The organism is Sandarakinorhabdus sp. FBCC-B8862, from assembly GCF_059745315.1.
In genome coordinates this window covers 255,823-274,842 of the sequence record NZ_CM185574.1, presented here as the reverse complement: position 1 = coordinate 274,842, position 19,020 = coordinate 255,823, and the positions used below count along the sequence as shown (strand labels likewise).

Below are 19,020 nucleotides of genomic sequence, written 5' to 3'. Positions count from 1 at the left end.
TGCAACAACTATTGACGAGGCGCATTGTTCGACTCGACGTGTTACGCACCCTTTTTCCTGCCCTAGCTGCGCCAATTTTTACCGCATCCCTGCTCTTGTTCGGCTTTGCGTTCGTCGGCCAGACAGGGGTGGGGTTGTGGGCGTTCGGGGCCAGTTTGTTGATTGCTTGGCCAGCCTGTCTGGTGGTTGGATTGCCAATCCACTGGGTATTGCAGCGGCTCAACGTCACAAGCATGGCATATTATCTTCTGGCGGGCTTCATTGTTGGGATTGCACTTTGTTCGGTATTCATAATCCCGCTTAATCTTTCTGTCACTCCGCTGTCGGACAAGACATTGGTGCAGAACATGAAGCTTCACGCTCTGGCCGGGGCGCTTGGAGGTTTTACCGGTTGCGCTTTTGCCTTGGTTGTCAGGCTCTCGACAAAGCGAAGGCAGCGTCTTGGCCCTGAATAGGCTACTGATGCCAGGGTCTTTGTCATGCGGATTTGAGACGGGCTTGTCAGAACTGCGGTGCGCTGCCAGCCTCCCACCCATGAGCCCGCACAGCCTTGCCGATTTCGAAACCGATCATGATCTGCCGCGCGACCAATATGAAAGCCGGCTCGAGGCGCTTCAGCATCGGCTGGAACTGATCCAGGCCGCCTATATCGCACAGGGGCTGAAGGGCATTGTCGCCATCGAAGGCTGGGATGCGGCGGGGAAGGGTGGCCTCGTCACCCGCATGAACGCCACACTCGATCCGCGTTATTGCAAGGTCTGGCCGATCTCGGCGCCAAGCCGAGAGGAGGCGGCCCGCCATTATCTCTGGCGCTTCTGGCGGCGCCTGCCCGGCAATCGCGAAATCGCCGTGTTCGATCGCACCTGGTATGGCCGGGTGCTGGTGGAGCGGGTGGATGGCTTCACGCCCGAGCCGCGCTGGCGCGCCGCCTATGACGAGATCAACGCGTTCGAGGCGCAATTGCAGGCCGATGGCGTGCGACTGGTGAAGATATTCCTGCACATCACGCAGGATGAACAGGACAAACGACTGGAAGAACGGCTGAAAACCCCTTGGAAACGCTGGAAAACCGGCGCTGATGATTATCACAACCGCTCGATGCGCAGCGCCTATGTGAAGGCTTATGAGGAGATGTTCCGCCGCTGCTCCCCGCCTTCCGCGCCGTGGCATGTCGTGGCCGCCAACGACAAGAAATGGGCGCGGGTGCGCAGCCTGGAACTGATCTGCGAGGCACTGGGCGAGGGTGTGGACCTGAGCTGGCCGGCGCCTGATCCGGATCTGGTGAAGCTGGCCGAAAAGGCGCTGGGCAAAAAACTCGTTTGAGTTGGCCCTCTTCCAACCAGATTTCGTCATGCTGAACTTGTTTCAGCATCCATTGGCGGACGACAATGCAAGGTGCGCCCGGCGGGGCATTTGCGCCATGGATGCTGAAATAAGTTCAGCATGACCATATCTTTCAGGGCGTTCCTTAACCCGGCGTGCTCTTGCCCAGCCACTCACTCAGCCGGTTCGGCCCTTTGGTCACGGCCCGCGCCGGATAGAGCGTTTCATACACCACGGCATTTTCCAGCACGCGCTGCACATAATTGCGCGTTTCGGCAAAGGGGATGCTCTCGATCCAGTCAATGATGTCCCCATCCTTCGGGTCGCCGTTCATGGCCAGGAACTTGCGCACATTGCCCGGCCCGGCGTTGTAGGCCGCAACCGCCAGCGGCGCCGAACCGCCAAAGGCCGCGCGCAGCCGTTCGACATAGGCGCCGCCCAGCGTGACATTCCACACCGGATCATAGGTCAACCGGCTGGCCGGGCTGGCGGGCAGGCCCATCTTCTGCGCCTGTTCGGCGGCGGTGGCCGGCACCAGCTGCATCAGGCCCAGCGCATTGGCGCTGGAACGGGCGGTGCGGTCAAACTGGCTTTCCTGCCGGCTGATGGCGTGGATGATGGCAAAGCGCGGAACCAGATCGTCGGGCAGCGGCAGCACCGGGAAGGCGGCGCTGATCATCGCCAGCTCGGCGGTGCCGCGCGCCGCCTTGCCGGCATGCACCCCGGCGTCCGGCCTGTTCAGCGGCCCAGCCAGGCCCGCCACCAGCTGCGCCCGTTCCGCTGTCTGCGCCGTGTCGGCCAGTTGCTTCAGGAAGATCGTCTGCCGCGCCCGGTCCACATCGGCCAACGCGAACAGCGCCCGCACCCGGCCTTCGGCGCGGAAATTGCCGGCCGTGCGCGGATCGGCGGCGGGCAGGGGCGTGGCGCTCAGCGCCAGCGGCTGGCCCAGCCGTTCGCTGGCCAGCTGGCCATAGAAATAATCCGGATGGCGGGCGGCCTCGGCAAAATATTGCCGCGCCAGTGCCGGCTGGCCAGCCGCCACGGCCGCGCGCCCGGCCCAATAATCGCCGCGCGCCTGGCTGATCGGCGCCTGGGCGACGGCGCGGGCGTTGCGGAAATGCACTAGCGCCATGCTCGGCTGCTCCAGCTGGCGCAAGGCCAGCCAGCCAGCGAGCCACTCACTGTCCAGAAACAGGCCACGCTCCGCCACCGGCTGGCGCTGCATGGCATTGGCATCAAGCCCGTGGCTGGCCAGCACCCGCCGCGCCAGATCGGGCTTGCCGGCGCGCCACAGGCCGCGGCCAATCTCCAGCCGCGCCTTCAGCCAGCTTTCCAGCCCCACGCCCGGCTGCCCCGGCACCCGCGCCGTGGCACCGCCGCCGGCCAGCAGGGCCTGGCCTTCATCGGCGCGGTTGTTGCGGATCAGCCATTGCGCTTCGTCCAGCATCAGGCCCATTTCGCGGCGCAGCCGATCCGGCACGACGCCCAGCCGCGCTGCCACATCGGGCGCGTTCTTCTGCAGGGCGATGCGGGCCAGCGCCCACAGTCGCGTGTCGGTGTCCACCCGCGCCAGCATGCGCCCTGCCGGCGTGATGCGGCTGGCCCATAACAGCCGGTCCATGCGCGCTGCATGATCGGCCGGGGTGAAGCGATCGCCAAAGCGGGCGAGCAGCCGGGCCTCCAGCGCCTCGTCAAGCCCGGCGCTGTCCCACGCATCGCGGGCCCAGCTGGCGGCGGCGGCCTGGCCGGCACCGGCCAATGCCAGGGCATGGCGCGCCTTGCCCTCGGCGGTCAGCGGCGGCAAACGGCCGAAATGGCGGATGATGGCATCGCCGGGCGTGTCATCGCCGATGCTGCGTTCGGCGAGGCGGCGGATGGTGCTGGCCGCCGGCCAATCGGCATGATCGGCCAGAAAGGCGGCATAATCGGCAAAACTGGCCTTGTAGGCCTCCCGCCGCAGCCGGTCCCACGTCACCACCTCGTCCAGCACCGGCACGTTTTGCCCACCCATCAACGGCGCGGCCGGCAGCAAGGAAAACCGCCCCGACTCATTGTCGGCCAGCTGCGCGCGGTAACGGGCGATGGTGGCGGCATCCAGTGCCTGGGCGCCGGCTGGCACGGCCAGCATCAACCCTGCGGCCACCGACAGGCTGGACAGCATCGCCCAGCCGCTTCTATCACGCGCGAAACTCATGCGCCTGTGATAGGCTGGCGCAAAGGAACGGGCAATGAACGACATGATGTTCAGTGGATCGATGTTCAGGGGATCGATGCCGGCGCTGGTCACGCCGTTCAAGGCCGATGGCCCGAACCTGGCCGTGGATCTCGATGCGTTTGCCGCCCATGTCGAATGGCAGATCGGCGAAGGCAGCCATGGCCTGGTGCCGGTGGGCACCACGGGCGAATCGCCGACGCTCACCCACGAGGAACATTATGCCGTGATCACCACCTGCGTGGAGGTGACGGCCAGGCGCGTGCCGGTGATCGCCGGCTGCGGCAGCAACGACACCCGCACCGCCATCGCCCACCTGGCGCATGCGCAGAAAGTGGGGGCCGATGCTGCGTTGATCGTCGTGCCTTATTACAACAAACCGTCCCAGGCCGGCCTGATCGCGCATTTCACCGCGCTGCACCATGCGACCACATTGCCGATCATCATCTACAACATCCCCGGCCGATCGGTGGCTGACATGAGCGTGGAAACCATGGCCCAGTTGGCGAAGCTGCCGCGCATCATCGGTGTCAAGGATGCCACCGGCAACATCGCCCGCGTGGCGCAGCAGCGGCTGGCCTGTGGCGCCGAATTCATCCAGCTTTCCGGCAATGACGACATGGCGCTGGGCTTCAACGCCCAGGGCGGGGTGGGGGCGATCAGCGTCACCGCCAATGTCGCGCCGCGCCTGTGTGCGCAGATGCAGGAAGCGACGCTGAAGGGCGATTATGCCGCTGCACTCGCCATCAACGACCGGCTGCAGCCGCTGCACGCTGCCCTGTTCAGCGACACCTCACCGGGGCCGACCAAATATGCGCTCAGCCGGCTGGGACGCATGGCCACCCATGTCCGCCTGCCGATCACCGCACCGTCCGATGCCGCAAAAGCGGCGGTCGATGCGGCGCTGGCCCATGCCGGTCTCGTCTGATGGCGCGTCCCAAGCCTGCGGTTGGGGTGAAGGTGAAGACTGTCGCCGAAAACCGCCGCGCGCGTTTTGAATATTTTATCGAAGATGTCGTAGAAGCCGGCATCATGCTCACCGGCACCGAGGTCAAATCCCTGCGCATCGGCCAGGCCAGCATCGCCGAAAGCTTTGCCGAGGTGAAGGATGGCGCGATGTGGCTGATCAACGCCACCATCAACGAATTTTCCCACGGCAATCGCTTCAATCACGAGCCCAAGCGGCCGCGCAAGCTGCTGCTGCACGCCCGCGAGATCGAGAAGATGAACAGCGCCGTCACCCGCCAGGGCATGACGCTGATCCCCTTGAATATCTATTTCAACGATCGCGGCCGCGCCAAGGTGGAACTGGCGCTGGGCAAGGGCAAGAAGCTGCACGACAAGCGCGAAACGGTGAAGGAACGCGACTGGCAGCGCGACAAGCAGCGCCTGATGCGGGATCGCGGCTGATGGCCGGGAATGGCTTTAAGGAAAGGCTCGTTGCCATCAAGCAGGCCTGGGCGCAAAGCGGCCGCCTGCTCACCGGCAAGGCCGATCCTGCCCATGAAAACCGCCTGCCGCCCGGCCAGCGCATGGTCACCAACTGGCCGGTGCTCGATCTCGGCATCAAGCCCGATATCAGCAAGGCCGAATGGCGGCTGACCGTGGATGGAGCCGTCGCCAACCCGCTGGTGTGGGACTGGGCCGCCTATCAGGCGCAGCCGCAGGTGGAGGACGTGTCCGACATCCATTGCGTCACCCAATGGTCGCGGTTCGACAATCGCTGGAACGGCGTGGCGACCAGCCATCTGCTCAGCGTGGCGCAGCCGCTGCCAGGCGCCAATGTCGTCGTGCTGCACGGCGCCGATGGCTATACGACCAATGTCACGCTGGAACGGTTCGCGGGCGATGATTGCCTGATCGCCCACGCCCATGATGGCCTGCCCTTGAGCCGCGATCACGGTGGCCCGGTCAGGGCGATCATCCCGCGCTGGTATTTCTGGAAATCAGCCAAATGGCTCGTCCGCATCGAGGTGCTGGCAGTCGACAAGCCGGGTTTCTGGGAGGTGCGCGGCTATCACAATGATGGCGATCCCTGGACGGAGCAGCGCTATTCCTGACGATCCCGCCTCTGATTGGGCCAAATTCGATCCGGTTGCCGCCTCTTGGCCTGCCCCGTATGCACAAGGGGCGAGCAGCCCCGGCTTTGCGCCCCTGCTCGATGGCATCCCGATGGCGCTGGCGCTGCTCGATTCGTCGGGCCGCATATTTGCCGGCAATGATGCACTGGCCGCCACCGCCGGCAGCGCCTGGCGTCCGGGCATGCATCCGGAAGAGCTGCTGGTGCCCGACAGCCAGATGCGCATGCGCGCGGCCATTGCCGGCGTGCTGAACGGTGGGGAAGGGCGCACCCTGCGCGTGGCGCTGAAAAGCCAGCCCGATGATGTTCAGGATGTGCGGGTGATCCCGTTCCCGCCTGGCCTTGGCGCTGCCGCCATGCTGGCGATGCGCGACATTCGCGAGCAGCTTCGCCTGGAACGGCAGGTCGCCACCGCCACACGCATGCAGGCCGTGGGCCAGCTGGCTGGTGGCATCGCGCATGATTTCAACAATCTGCTCACCGGCATTCTTAGCATGGTTGAACAGATGCTGGATGCCGATCCCGGCCAGCCGGTCGATCGCGCCGGTTTGGAGGAGGTGCGGCGCAACGCCCACCGCGGTGCCAAGCTGGTGGCGCAGTTGCTGGCCTTTGCCCGCCAGCAGCCCCAGCGCCGGCACCTGCTGTGCGCGCGCGACCTGGTCAACGAACTCACCCCGCTGCTGCAGAAACTGGTCGGCCCGGCGGTGGAACTGGATCTCCATGCCGGGCAGGAGCGTTTCTGGGTCAAGGCCGATCCAGGTCAGCTGGAACAGGTGATCGTCAACCTCGCCATCAACGCCCGTGATGCAATGAACGGGCATGGCCGGATCAGCATCCGATTTCACGATGTTGTTGCCGCCGATGTGCCGGCGTTGGGCCATGGGATCATGCCGTCAATCGATTATGTCGGCATTGAATTGACTGATACCGGCACCGGGATCCCGCCTGACATCATCGGCAAGATCTTCGAGCCGTTTTTCACCACCAAGCCGATGGGGCAGGGCACCGGTCTGGGTCTGTCAACCGTCTATGGCATCGTCAAGCAATCCGAAGGCTTCATCTTTGCCCAGCCCGGCCGCAACGGGCGCGGCACCAGCTTCATCGTCTATTTGCCTGGCCATGTGCCCGATCCTGCGCTGGCATCGCCGCCGGCGATTGCGCCCGCTGTTGCCCAGGATGGCCTGGGCGGGCCGCTATCGGTCTTGCTGGTGGAGGATGAGGCCTCGGTGCGCCTCGTCCTGTCGCGCGGTTTGGAGCGCAAGGGCTGCCGCGTCACTGCCGCGGACAGCGGCGAGGCGGCACTGGAACATCTCCATGCCGGCGCCAAATTTGATGTGCTGCTGTCCGATGTGATGATGCCGGGGATGGACGGCGTGGAACTTGTGGAAAACGCCGCCCAGCTTCGGCCCGGCATGGGGCTGGTGCTGATGTCTGGCTATGCAGAACTGCCCCGCCGCCGCGAAGCCGATGCCTTGGGCGTGCGCTTCCTCAGCAAGCCGTTCACAATGAGTGACCTGCTTACCGCCTTGTCCCGCGCCCGCACCGCCAGCGCGTAGGAAATTTTCGTTCCCCACTTGTTCCACGTGAACATTTGCGGTACATCGAAAGCCGTTGACGAACGCAACCCATCGCTTCAGGGAAGGAACGGGTCATGGCATCGGCGCTTAAAGTGGTGGAATCGGGAATGGATCGGCAAAAGGCACTCGAAGCGGCCCTGGCCCAGATTGATCGGGCGTTCGGCAAGGGCTCGGTGATGAAACTGGGCCAGCGTGACGCGATGGAGGTGGAGGCGATCTCCACCGGGTCGCTCAGCCTGGATTTGGCGCTGGGCATTGGCGGTCTGCCGCGCGGCCGCATCGTGGAAATCTATGGCCCCGAAAGCTCGGGCAAAACGACGCTGGCGCTGCACGCCATTGCCGAAGCCCAGAAGGGTGGCGGCACTGCGGCCTTTGTCGATGCCGAACATGCGCTTGATCCGGTTTATGCCCGGAAACTCGGCGTCAATATCGACGAACTGATTGTCTCCCAGCCCGATACCGGCGAACAGGCGCTGGAAATCGTCGACACGCTGGTGCGGTCCAACGCCATCGATGTGCTGGTGATCGATTCGGTCGCCGCGCTGGTGCCGCGCGCCGAAATCGAAGGCGAGATGGGAGACAGCCATGTCGGCCTGCAGGCCCGGTTGATGAGCCAGAGCCTGCGCAAGCTCACCGGCTCGATCAGCCGCTCGCGCTGCCTGGTCATCTTCATCAACCAGCTGCGCATGAAGATCGGCGTGATGTATGGCAACCCGGAAACCACCACGGGCGGCAACGCGCTGAAATTCTATGCCTCCGTCCGTCTCGACATCCGTCGCACCGGCCAGATCAAGGATCGTGACGATATTGTTGGCAACACCACGCGGGTTAAGGTGGTGAAGAACAAGGTGGCGCCGCCGTTCAAGCAGGTGGAGTTCGACATCATGTATGGCGAAGGCGTCTCCAAGATCGGCGAAATCCTCGATCTCGGCGTCAAGGCCGGCGTGGTGGAGAAATCCGGCGCCTGGTTCAGCCACGACAGCGTGCGCATCGGTCAGGGCCGTGAAAACGCCAAGAAATATCTCAGGGAGAATCCGGAGACCGCCGCCCGCATCGAGAAGGTGATCCGCGACAATGCCGCCGGCATTTCCGATGCGTTGATGGTCGGCCCGTCGGCCGATGATGATGCCGGCGACATGTGATCCGCCGTTTTGGCGGTGTTCCCAAGAGAAGGGGCGGCCCACCACTGGCCGCCCCTTTTTCATTTCGGCGGCACGGCGGCCTTCACAGCCTCATTGGCGATATAGCTGGCCATGGCCGCCCGTTGATCCGCCCCGGTGAGATTCGCCTTGGTACGATACAGGCTTTCGATGAACAGCTCATCCTGTGGCGAAAAGCCGGCAATCGCCTGACCGCCGGGATCGAATAATTGCAGGATGCTGGGCGTGGGCCGGTTGGCCGGGTCCATTCGCATGCGGCTCAGGCCAACGAGTGCGATATAATCCGACAGCGCCGCCGGGCTGACCTTGCCGACCAGATTGATGTCCACCATCACCACCGCGCCGGTAATTGCCACCCGCGACTGTTCATCGATGCGACTGCCGCGGGCATAATTATTGTAGGTCACATCGCCCGGCACACCGCCGCCAATGCCAAAGCCGGCTGGTGAGAACGGCCGGCCATCGCTGGCCTCGGGTGCAGTGTGATGCCACCAGCGCACCGGCAGGCCAGGCATTTTCAGCAAGGCCCGGTCCGGGCCGGGCAGGCCGTCCAGAAAGCGGCTGTTGCGCTTGGCGATTGCCTTGATCAGCTGCGCGGCATCCCCGGTGAACACCAGCACCAGATTGGGTTCGCACCCCGGATTGGCAATCTCGAGCCCGACATGGCGCGCAACTTCGGTCACCCGGCCAGTGAAGATGTGGCCCACCTCCGGCGTGACGCCGATGCTTTCGACGCACAAGGGCTTCACGAACCGGGCATTCTGGTTGTTGCGGGTATCGGCCACAGCCTTGCGCACGAAACGCTCCGCCTCGGCCCGCAGCGCCGCCCGGCTCAGCCGTTCGGCCGTCACGGCGATTTCGTCATCGGCCGGTTTGGCCAGCGCCGGCAGCGCCATGGCGAGCGCCATGAGGGACAGAAATCGCTTCATCATCATGCTTTCCCGTTGCCATGATTGACCTTGGCCGGGAAGCGCCGCAATCAGCACAGCGGAAGGACCACATGATGTCGAACGCCGAGCAGATCGAATATTGGAACGGCAAGGTTGGCGAGACCTGGGTGCTGATGCAGGAACGGATGGACGCCGCGCTCACCCCCGTCACCGGCGCGCTGCTGGCCGCCGCCAATCCCCAGCCTGGCGAATTCGTGCTCGATATCGGCTGCGGCGCCGGCGAAACCACATTGGCGGTGGACGCTGCGGTGGGAGAGAACGGCCACGCCATTGGTCTCGATATTTCCGAGCCGCTGCTGGCCCGCGCCCGCGAACGGGCCGAAGCACTGCTCAGCGAGGCCGATTTCATCGCCGCCGATGCCTCCACCTGGGCTGAGGACGAAGGCTTTGATCTCATCATGTCGCGCTTTGGCGTGATGTTCTTCGCCGATCCGGCGGCCGCCTTTGCCCATCTTCACGGCCTGGCAGCGCCCGGCGGCCGGCTGGTGTTCGCCTGCTGGCAGCCCGCCGCCCGCAATCTGTGGGCAACCCTGCCGCTCACCGCCCTTGCAGGCCTGCTGCCCGCGCAACCACCGGCCGATCCCCACGCGCCCGGCCCGTTCGCCTTTGCCGATGCCGCGCGGGTGGCGACCGTCCTCGAAGGCGCCGGCTGGCAGGATGTCGCCTGCCACAGCCTGCCCTTTGCCATGCGGGTGGGCGACGGTGATGATCCCATTGCCAGCGCCGTGCAGTTCAACCTGCGCATCGGACCGGCGGCAAAGGCGGTGCGCGAGGCCGGTATTGGCGATGCGGCCAAGCCGCTGCTGGCCGCCGCCCTGCAGCCCTGGCTGCACGATGGCGGGGTGGCGCTGCCTGGCGCTGTCTGGCTGGTGACGGCACGTGCGTGACGCGCCGCCCTTTACGCTGGCGCATCACGGCGTTAAGCGCTGAGGCATGATCTCCTCGAACGACATCCGCCGCAGCTTCCTCGATCATTTCGGCAAGGCCGGGCACACGGTGGTGCCGTCGGCGCCGCTGGTGCCGCAGAATGATCCCACGCTGATGTTCACCAACGCCGGCATGGTGCCGTTCAAGAATGTCTTCACCGGCCTGGAATCGCGACCCTACAGCCAGGCCGCCAGCAGCCAGAAATGCGTGCGCGCCGGTGGCAAGCACAATGATCTGGACAATGTCGGCTACACCGCCCGCCACCACACCTTCTTTGAAATGCTGGGCAATTTCTCGTTCGGCGATTATTTCAAGGAACAGGCGATCACGCTGGCTTGGGATCTGCTCACCCGCGAATGGGGTCTGGACAAGAACCGCCTGTGCGTCACCGTCTATCACACCGATGACGAGGCCGCCGGCCTGTGGAAGAAGATCGCCGGCCTTCCCGAAGACAAGATCATCCGCATCGACACCAACGACAATTTCTGGTCGATGGGCGACACCGGCCCGTGCGGGCCGTGCAGCGAAATCTTCTGGGATCATGGCGATCATATCTTTGGCGGCCCGCCCGGCAGCCCGGACCAGGATGGCGACCGTTTCGTCGAGATCTGGAACCTGGTCTTCATGCAATATGAACAGGTTGATCGCGACACCCGCCTGAACCTGCCGCGCCCCAGCATCGATACCGGCATGGGCCTGGAGCGCATCGCCGCTGTGTTGCAGGGCGTGCACGACAATTATGATACGGACACGTTCAAGACGCTGATCGCCGCCAGTGAGGACAAGGTGGGCAAGGCGCTCACCGCCGAAGCCCGCGCCTCCCACCGGGTGATCGCCGATCATCTGCGCTCCTCTGGCTTCCTGGTCGCCGATGGCGTGCTGCCGGCCAACGAAGGCCGCGGCTATGTGCTGCGCCGCATCATGCGCCGCGCCATGCGCCATGCCCATCTGCTCGGCGCGAAAGAGCCGTTGATGCACCAACTGGTGCCGGCCCTGATGGCCACCATGGGCCAGGCCTTCCCGGAACTGGGCCGCGCCGAGGCCCTGATCGAGGAAACGCTGAAGCTGGAGGAAACCCGCTTCCGCCAGACGCTGGAGCGCGGCCTCGGCCTGCTCGACGAGGCAACCGCCAAACTGCCGGCCGGCGGCACGCTGGGCGGCGATGTCGCCTTCAAGCTCTATGACACCTATGGCTTCCCCTATGATCTGACCGAGGATGCCCTGCGCGCCCGCGGGCTGGGCGTGGACCGCGCCGGTTTTGATGCCGCCATGGCCGAACAGAAGCGCGCCGCCCGCGCCGCCTGGAGCGGTTCCGGCGAAGCCAAGGATGCGGCCGTGTGGTTCGACATTGCCGACGCGACAGGCGCCACCGAATTCACCGGCTACACCAGCCTGACCGGGGAGGCCAAGGTCGTTGCCCTGGTGAAGGACGGCGTGACGGTTGCCAGCGCCGATGCCGGCGACAAGCTGGTGGTCATTACCAACCAGACGCCTTTCTATGCCGAAAGCGGCGGCCAGGCCGGCGACGGCGGCAGCATCAGCTGGGGCGAGGGGCTGACCAGCCGCGTGACCGACACGCGGAAAGCGCTGGGCAAGCTGCACCTGCATGATGTGACGCTCACCGCCGGGCCGTTGGCCGTTGGCGATGTGGTGAAGCTGGATGTTGACGCGCCGCAGCGCGGCGCCCATCGCCGCGCCCACAGCGCCACCCACCTGCTGCACGCCGCGCTGCGCCGCCGTCTTGGCACGCATGTGACGCAGAAGGGCAGCTATGTCGGCCAGGATTATCTGCGCTTCGATTTCTCCCACCAGAAGGCGATGACGCCGGCCGAACTGGCGCAGGTCGAAGCCGATGTGAACGCGCAGATCCTCGGCAACCGCGCCGTGTCCACCAAGCTGATGACGCCGGACGCCGCCATCGAAGCCGGCGCCATGGCGCTGTTTGGCGAGAAATATGGCGAGGAAGTGCGCGTGCTCTCGATGGGCGCGGATGATGGAGGGGACATCTACAGCGTCGAACTGTGCGGCGGCACCCATGTCGGCGCGCTCGGCGATATCGGCCTCTTGAAGATCACCAGCGAAAGCGCGGTGGCTTCAGGGGTGCGCCGCATCGAAGGCAAGACCGGCATCGCCGCGCGCGAATGGCTGAACGAGCGTGAGGCGCTGCTGCTGGAAACCGCCGGCGCCATCAAGGCCCGCCCGGAGGAAGTGCCGGCCCGTGTCGCCGCCCTGATCGATGAGCGCAAGCGCCTGGAACGCGAACTGGCGGAGGCGAAGAAGGCCCTCGCGCTCGCTGGCCCGGCCACCGGTGGTGGCGCGGCGGCGGTCGAAACGGTGAACGGCATCGCCTTCCAGGGCCGCGTGCTCGAAGGCCTTGATCCCAAATCGCTGCGCGGCCTGATCGATGAGACCAAGCAGAGCCTGGGCAGCGGTGTCGCGGTGCTGATCGCCGTGAACGACGGCCGCGCCAGCGTCTCCGTCGGCGTCACCGAAGATCTGACCGCCCGCGTCAGCGCTGTCGATCTGGTGCGCGTGGCGGCGGCCGCGCTCGGCGGCCAGGGCGGCGGCGGCCGGCCCGACATGGCCCAGGCCGGCGGCCCCGATGGCGCCAAGGCGGCCCAGGCCATCGCTGCGGTGAAGGCTGCGCTGCCGGCCTGAACCCGCCACGGCTCACCCACCCAGGCAGGCGCCTTGTCGCGTTGGCCGACCGTGCACGTTTGAAACTGCTAGCTGCGGCCGTACGCTGATCAGATGTCAGATGGCCTGCTTGTCATGCTGGTGTTCGGGGCGGGCATGGTCGGCTTCGCCTCAAACCGCATCCGGCACGATCTCGTGGCGCTGCTGACGCTTGCTGCCTGCGTTCTCCTTGGCCTGGTGCCAGCGCGGGAGGCATTTGCCGGCTTCAGCGATCCGGCCGTGATCACCGTGGCCTGCATCATGCTGATCAGTGCGGCGGTATCGCGCTCGGGGGTGCTGGAACGGCTGCTGCGCCCGCTGCAACCCTTGCTGGGCCGCGAAACCACAATCGCTGCCATCTATGCGCTGCTGTGCGGAACGGCATCCAGCGTCATGAACAATGTTGGCGCGCTGGCATTGCTGCTGCCGGCAGCCCTGGGCAGCTGCCGGGCGGCCCAAGTCTCGCCCAGCCGGGTGCTGATGCCGATGGCCTTTGCCTCTTTGTTGGGCGGGCTGGTGACGATGGTTGGCACCCCGCCCAACATCCTGTTGGCTGACCTGCGTGCCGAGTTGACCGGCACCGGCTTTGCCCTATTCGATTTTGCCCGTGTTGGCCTGCCGCTCGCGCTGGTCGGCACGGTCATGACCATCTTGCTGGTGCGCTTTCTGCCGGTGCGGGCCCAGCGTGACGACCAGCCACTGCAGTTCCGCGTCGCCGATTATCTGTTCGAGCTGCGGGTGCCCGATGGCGTGGCAGACGATCTGACCGTCGAGCGGCTGGCAGCCGGTGATGATGGGCTGCAGGTCCACGCGATCGATCGCGGCGGCATGCTGGTCACGGCGCCGCGCGCCACGCGCAGGCTGTTGCCCGGCGATGTGGTGCAGGTGGAGGGCCGGGCCATGGCGGTGGAACGGGCGGTGGCCCGCTGGGGCCTGGAAATCGCCAGCGATGCCGAGGATGATCTGCTGGAAGGCGCGCTGGCCGAATTTGTCGTGGTCGATCCATCGCCGCTGTTGGGCAATCCGCAAGCGGGGCAAGTGTTGGCGCAACAGGGCGCCGCGCTGGTGGCGATCAGCCGGCGCGGCAAGGCCATTGCCGAAGGCCTGGCCGCGCAACAGCCCCAGGCCGGCGACGTGCTGCTGCTGCAACTGGCCGACGATCAGCGCCCCGGCGTGGCAGAGCGTCTGGGCCTGTTGCCGTTGGCACCGCGGCCCTTGCGCCTGGGATTGGGCACCCGGGATCTGCTGCCGGTGTTGGTGCTGCTGGGGGCGATCCTTGCGGCGGCAACGGGTGCCATGGCGCTGGCCATGGCGCTGCTGCTGGGCGTGCTGCTGCTGGCGCTGGCCGGCCGGCTGTCTGCCGATGCCTATCGCGCCATTGATTGGCCGGTGATCGTGATGCTGGCGGCCATGCTGCCCGTGGCAGCCGCATTCGGGAAAAGCGATCTGGCGGGCCGGCTTGCCGATCTGTTGGCGGCCTTGGGCCAGGGCCAACCGGCGTGGCTGATGGTGGCGATGGTATTGGCCCTCACCATGGCGGTCACGCCCTTTGTAAACAACGCCGCTGCCGTGCTGATGATGGCACCGATGGCGGTCAGTGCTGGCGCGGCCAATGGGATCGGCAGCGATGCCATGCTGATGGCGGTGGGTGTTGCCGCATCCTGCGATTTCCTCACGCCCATTGGCCACCAGTCCAACACGTTGGTGTGGGGGCCAGGTGGCTATCAATTTGGCGATTATGCCCGTATCGGCGCACCGATCAGCCTGATGGTGCTCATTTTGGGCACGCCACTGATCCTGTGGGCGTGGGGATAGGATCTGAAGCCAGGAGCGACAATGAGCGGTTGGGATGCATCGGCACAGGCCTGGATCGACGTGCAGGGCGAAGTCGGCGATTTCGGCCGGGTGCATGTGCTTGATGCGCCGATGCTGGCGCTGGTGGAGCAGCTCGCGCCGGCCAGCGTGCTCGATGTCGGCTGCGGGGAAGGGCGCTTCTGCCGGATGTTGGCCGCGCGCGGGATGGCCACTTGCGGCATTGATCCCACCACCGCCCTGATCGATCGCGCCCGTGCCCTGCACCCCGACGGCGATTACCGGGTGGAGCCGGCCGAGGCGATGACGGTGGGCCAATATGATCTTGTCGTCTGCTATCTCAGCCTGATCGACATGCCCGATCTTGGTGCAGCGCTGGCACGCATCGTCGCTGCCATCCGCCCCGGCGGCCATCTGCTGATCGCCAATCTCACCGCCTTCAACACGGCGGCCGTGCACCTGGGCTGGGTGAAGCCGCTGATTGGCGAGCCCAGCTTCCCCATCGATCATTATCTGGAGGAACGCCCGCGCCGCACCGCCTGGCGCGGCATCGACATCACCAACCATCACCGGCCGCTGAAAAGCTACATGCAGGCGCTGCTCGGCCACGGCCTGGTGCTGACCCATTTCGATGAACCGCCCGCCACCGGCGGCCCGGCCGACAAGCGCGACCGGTACAACCGCGTGCCGAATTTCCACATCATGCTGTGGCGCAAGCCCTGATCACTCGGGCTTGCTGCCCCGCAGCGTGCGCAGCGGCGGCCGCTTCAACGGTGCGCCGCTGGCCTTGATCCGCCCGCGCAGCTCGTCGCGCTTTTCGTGGATGGAGGCGATCACCGGCCCCATCGGCACGCCCAGATCAACCAGCACCGCCTCGGCCAGTTGCAGGCTGCTCTCCACGGTTTCCGGCACGGCATCGGTGGCGCCAGCGGCATAGAGCGTGCCGGCATGATCGGCATCACGGGCGCGCACCACGATGCACAGATCGGGATGGCGCTCACGGATGCGCTTGGTGAGCAGATCGAGCATCCGCATGTCGTCGATGGTCAGCACCACGGCGCGCGCCTGGTCCAGCTTCAACCGGTCCAGCAGTTCCGGCCGCCGTGCATCGCCATAGATCACCGGCTTGCCGGCCCGGCGCAGGCGCTGCACCTCGTCCGGGTCACTGTCCACCGCCAGCCAGGGCTGGCCGTGCATGTCGAGCATCTGGGCCACCAGCCGGCCGACCCGGCCATAGCCGATGATCACCGTCTGGCCATTGGTCTCCGGATTCGCCTCGCCGTCCAGCTCGTCGGTGGTCACGGCCTCCAGCCGGGCACCGGCGAGGCCCAGCAGCGGCGCCAGCGCCAGCGTGAGGGAGGCGACGGCCAGCGCGGCTTCGGCCGTGCCACCGGTGATCAGCCCGGCGGCCACCCCGGCGCCGATCACGATCAGGCTGGTTTCCGACGGGGCCGCCAGCAACAGGGCGATATGGCCGGCGACGCCGCGCCGCAACCGTCGCACGCGCAAAATGCCATAGACCGCGCCGGCCTTCAGCCCCAGCACCAGCGCGGTGCCGCCCAGCACCGGCCAGGGATTGGCGGCCAGCGCCGCCAGATCGAGCCCGCTGCCCACCCAGATCAGGAACACGCCCAGCAACAGGCCTTCAAACGGCTGCACCGCCGCTTCCACCTGGCGGCGATAATCACTGGCCGACAGCATCAGGCCGGCCATCAGCGCCCCCACCGATGGCGACAGGCCAGCCGCCGCCGCCAGCCCGGCCGATCCGATCAACACCACCAGCGCGGCCGCCATGAACAATTCGCTGCGCCGGGTGCGTGCCGCCTGCAGGAACAGCGGCGGGGCCGCCGTGCGCATCAGGACGGCAATGATCGCCAGCGCCGCCACGCCCCTGGCAAGCGCCAGGCCGAAATTGCCACCACTGCCCGCGCCGACCAGCAGCAGGATTGGTGCCAGCGCCAGATCCTGGAACAGCAGCACACCCACCGCGGTGCGCCCGGTGCGGCTGTTGATCTGGCCGCTGGCCGACAGCAGCTGCAGGCCCACCGCCGTGGACGACAGCGCCAGCGCCACCGCCAGCACCGCCACCTGGGCCGGCGGCAGGCCGGCCAGCCACAGCACACCGGCAATCAGCAGTGCACAGCTGGCCAGTTGCATCCCGCCCAGCTCCAGGATCAGGCTGCGCATGGTGCGGATGCGGTCAACGCTCAATTCCAGGCCCAGCGCAAACAGCAGCAGCGCGATGCCCAGTTCGGCCGGCGCCGCCAGCGCATCGGGGTTCGACAGCGCCAGCATCCCCAGCCCCGGCAGCTGGCCCAGCCCGAACGGCCCGGCCGCCACGCCCACCAGGATGAAGCCGATCACCGGCGAGATGCGCAGCGCGGCAAAGGCTGGAATCACCAGGCCGGCGGCGCCCAGCACCAGCGCCATGTCCTTGAAGGCAGAGGATTCGAAGGGCAGGGCCATCACCGCACCTTGGCGGCACCAGCCGCCAAAGTCACGCCCGCCGCATCGCCTCCCGCTCCAGCAACACCAGCGGCATCGCGCCCAGCCGCAGGATCTCGTGGAACTGGCGGATGTCGAACGCCTTGCCCTGTTTCTTCTTCACCGCCTCCCGCACCGCCAGCCACTTGGTGTGGCCGATCTTGTAGCTCAAGGCCTGGCCCGGCGCCGCGCAATAACGCACGATCTCGCGCGTGGTGCGGCCCTTGGCAAAGCCGGTGGCGCCCACCATCCAGTCGATCGCCTGGTCCTTGGTCCAGCGCTTGTGATGGATGCCGGTGTCCACCACCAGCCTTGTGGCGCGGAACAACAGGCTCTGCAGATAGCCGATGCGGCCCAAGGGGTTGCCATCGTAATAGCCGATCTCGTCCGCCAGGGTTTCGGCGTAGAGCGCCCAGCCCTCGGTATAGGCGCTGTAGCCGGCACGGCGGCGGATCGGCGGCACGTCCGGGCTTTCCAGCGCCAGCATCACCTGGAAATGATGGCCCGGCACGCCTTCGTGGAAGGTCACGGTGGGCAGGCCAAATTTCGGCCGGTCGAAACTGTCGGTCAGGTTGATGAAGAAGGTTCCGTTGCGGCTGCCATCGACCGTGCCGGAATTATAATAGGCACCGGCGCCGCCCTCCTGGATGGCCGGGGGCACCCGGCGCACGTCCAGTTTCGATTTGGGCTGCGAAATGAACAGCTTGTCTAGCCGCGGATACATGGCGGCGGCATGGCCGCGCAGCTCGGTCAGCAGTTCCTCCTTGCCGGGATCGGTGTTGGGATAGACCTGTTCCGGCCGCTCGTTCAGCGCCACCAGCCGCTGACCCACCGTGCCCTGGGTGAGTCCCTGTCCCTTCAGCAGGCCATCGAGCTGCGCCGAAATCTCCGCCACCTGCGCCAGGCCCAGCTGGTGCACCTCTTCGGCGGTGTAGTTGGTGGTGGTCGATGATTTGACCGCGGCATCATAATAGGCGGCGCCATCGGGCAGCTTCCACACGCCGGCATCCATGCTGGCAGTGGCACGCAGCGCTGTGACGGCGGCAATCTGCCGATCGAGCGCCGGCTGCACCACCTGCGCCACCAGCGTTGTGGCACGGGCGGCCCAGTCGCCGGGCACGCCGGCCGCACCCGCCTTGGCGGCCAGCGCCGTCACCAGCACGCTCTGTGCCGCCGGGGCATCGCGCAGGCGCTTCATCTGCGGCAGCGCCAGATCGAGCAGGAAGGCCGGCGGCACCACGCCCATCGCAGCTTCGGCCTGCAACCGCGCCGTGTTCTGATCCAGTGCCGTGGCAAAGCCATTGACGCGGGAGAGCCAGGCTTCCGCATCATCGGCGTTCCGCACCCGGTGCTGGTTCTCCAGGAACCCCGGAACCTCGCGATAGGCGCCTTCGCTGTGGGTCAGCACATAGGGCGCGAAATTGCCGCCGGCGCTGCCAAAGCCAAAGCGGCGTTCGTTGGCCACCCGACGCGACAGATCATATTCCACCACATCCTTGTCGAGCTGGCGCGGCTGGCTCAGGCCAGTGCCGATCGCCCGCAACCGCTCCAGCTGGCTGGTGGCGCGCGCCAGCGCCTTGTCCCGCCCGGCGCGGCTGTAATCGGAAAGCTGGCCCTTCAGATCGGCATTGGCACCCACATCCAGGCCCAGCGCCGTGGCGCGTTCGGGCGAATCGGCAATATCCTCGGCAAACATCGTCTCGAACAGCGCGAGCAGCGCCGTGTCGGCCGGGCTCTGGCCTTGCGCCCGCACGCCGGTGGCACTGAGCGCGGCCGTGGTGGCGGCGCCAGCCAGAAGATCGCGGCGATTGATCATCAT

The 19,020-nt window shown here is 66.2% G+C and carries 15 protein-coding genes; 11 read left to right on the top strand and 4 right to left on the bottom strand.

All coding sequences use genetic code 11. The features are described 5' to 3' along the window. Positions 1-38 precede the first annotated feature (38 nt). Together AC6BOR_RS01415 and AC6BOR_RS01410 are read left to right on the top strand one after the other, a co-directional pair. Entirely contained in the window at positions 39-455 is a 417-nt protein-coding gene (locus AC6BOR_RS01415; RefSeq protein WP_498059457.1) for a hypothetical protein, read from the top strand. A 79-nt stretch (positions 456-534) separates the two neighbouring features. Next, entirely contained in the window at positions 535-1,323 is a 789-nt protein-coding gene (locus AC6BOR_RS01410) for a polyphosphate kinase 2 family protein (protein ID WP_498059456.1), read from the top strand. A 145-nt stretch (positions 1,324-1,468) separates the two neighbouring features. On the opposite strand, the gene AC6BOR_RS01405 is transcribed toward AC6BOR_RS01410, so the two are convergent. After that, on the bottom strand, positions 1,469-3,517 hold the full coding sequence (locus tag AC6BOR_RS01405; RefSeq protein WP_498059455.1) for a lytic transglycosylase domain-containing protein: 2,049 nt from the start codon (positions 3,515-3,517) through the stop codon (positions 1,469-1,471). 61 nt (positions 3,518-3,578) lie between these two features. Here AC6BOR_RS01405 and dapA point away from each other — a divergent pair, with 61 nt between their 5' ends. The 5 genes from dapA (at position 3,579) to recA (ending at position 8,334) form a co-directional block, all read left to right on the top strand. Further along, positions 3,579-4,463, top strand: a complete 885-nt coding sequence (dapA, locus tag AC6BOR_RS01400) for a 4-hydroxy-tetrahydrodipicolinate synthase (protein WP_498060684.1) — start codon at positions 3,579-3,581, stop codon at positions 4,461-4,463. Further along, positions 4,463-4,945 (top strand): SsrA-binding protein SmpB, encoded by a 483-nt coding sequence (gene smpB / locus AC6BOR_RS01395; protein WP_086117407.1) that lies wholly within the window; start codon positions 4,463-4,465, stop codon positions 4,943-4,945. Before dapA ends, smpB begins: the two co-directional genes overlap by 1 nt. Beyond that, positions 4,945-5,595 carry a sulfite oxidase-like oxidoreductase gene (locus AC6BOR_RS01390; RefSeq protein ID WP_498059454.1) on the top strand — a complete coding sequence of 217 codons (651 nt, stop codon included), beginning with the start codon at positions 4,945-4,947 and terminating at the stop codon, positions 5,593-5,595. Before smpB ends, AC6BOR_RS01390 begins: the two co-directional genes overlap by 1 nt. A 112-nt stretch (positions 5,596-5,707) precedes the next feature. Beyond that, entirely contained in the window at positions 5,708-7,171 is a 1,464-nt protein-coding gene (locus AC6BOR_RS01385) for a response regulator (protein WP_498059453.1), read from the top strand. Between the two features lie 95 nt (positions 7,172-7,266). Continuing rightward, entirely contained in the window at positions 7,267-8,334 is a 1,068-nt protein-coding gene (recA, locus tag AC6BOR_RS01380) for a recombinase RecA (protein ID WP_498059452.1), read from the top strand. Positions 8,335-8,393: 59 nt separating this feature from the next. On the opposite strand, the gene AC6BOR_RS01375 is transcribed toward recA, so the two are convergent. Then, the gene (locus AC6BOR_RS01375) at positions 8,394-9,287 is read right to left on the bottom strand and encodes a hypothetical protein (RefSeq protein ID WP_498059451.1); all 894 of its coding nucleotides are present in this window, start codon (positions 9,285-9,287) and stop codon (positions 8,394-8,396) included. Between the two features lie 65 nt (positions 9,288-9,352). Here AC6BOR_RS01375 and AC6BOR_RS01370 point away from each other — a divergent pair, with 65 nt between their 5' ends. From AC6BOR_RS01370 to AC6BOR_RS01355, 4 genes are all read left to right on the top strand, one after another. Then, positions 9,353-10,189, top strand: a complete 837-nt coding sequence (locus tag AC6BOR_RS01370) for a class I SAM-dependent methyltransferase (protein ID WP_498059450.1) — start codon at positions 9,353-9,355, stop codon at positions 10,187-10,189. A gap of 46 nt (positions 10,190-10,235) precedes the next feature. After that, positions 10,236-12,887: an alanine--tRNA ligase gene (gene alaS, locus AC6BOR_RS01365; protein WP_498059449.1), complete on the top strand. Its 2,652-nt coding sequence runs from the start codon at positions 10,236-10,238 to the stop codon at positions 12,885-12,887. Positions 12,888-12,980: 93 nt separating this feature from the next. Beyond that, entirely contained in the window at positions 12,981-14,720 is a 1,740-nt protein-coding gene (locus AC6BOR_RS01360) for an SLC13 family permease (RefSeq protein WP_498059448.1), read from the top strand. A 21-nt stretch (positions 14,721-14,741) separates the two neighbouring features. After that, positions 14,742-15,440, top strand: a complete 699-nt coding sequence (locus AC6BOR_RS01355) for a class I SAM-dependent methyltransferase (protein ID WP_498059447.1) — start codon at positions 14,742-14,744, stop codon at positions 15,438-15,440. Here AC6BOR_RS01355 and AC6BOR_RS01350 read toward each other — a convergent pair whose 3' ends face one another. Together AC6BOR_RS01350 and AC6BOR_RS01345 are read right to left on the bottom strand one after the other, a co-directional pair. Beyond that, entirely contained in the window at positions 15,441-17,183 is a 1,743-nt protein-coding gene (locus tag AC6BOR_RS01350; protein WP_498059446.1) for a cation:proton antiporter domain-containing protein, read from the bottom strand. 31 nt (positions 17,184-17,214) lie between these two features. Then, positions 17,215-19,020 (bottom strand): DUF885 domain-containing protein, encoded by a 1,806-nt coding sequence (locus tag AC6BOR_RS01345; protein WP_498059445.1) that lies wholly within the window; start codon positions 19,018-19,020, stop codon positions 17,215-17,217.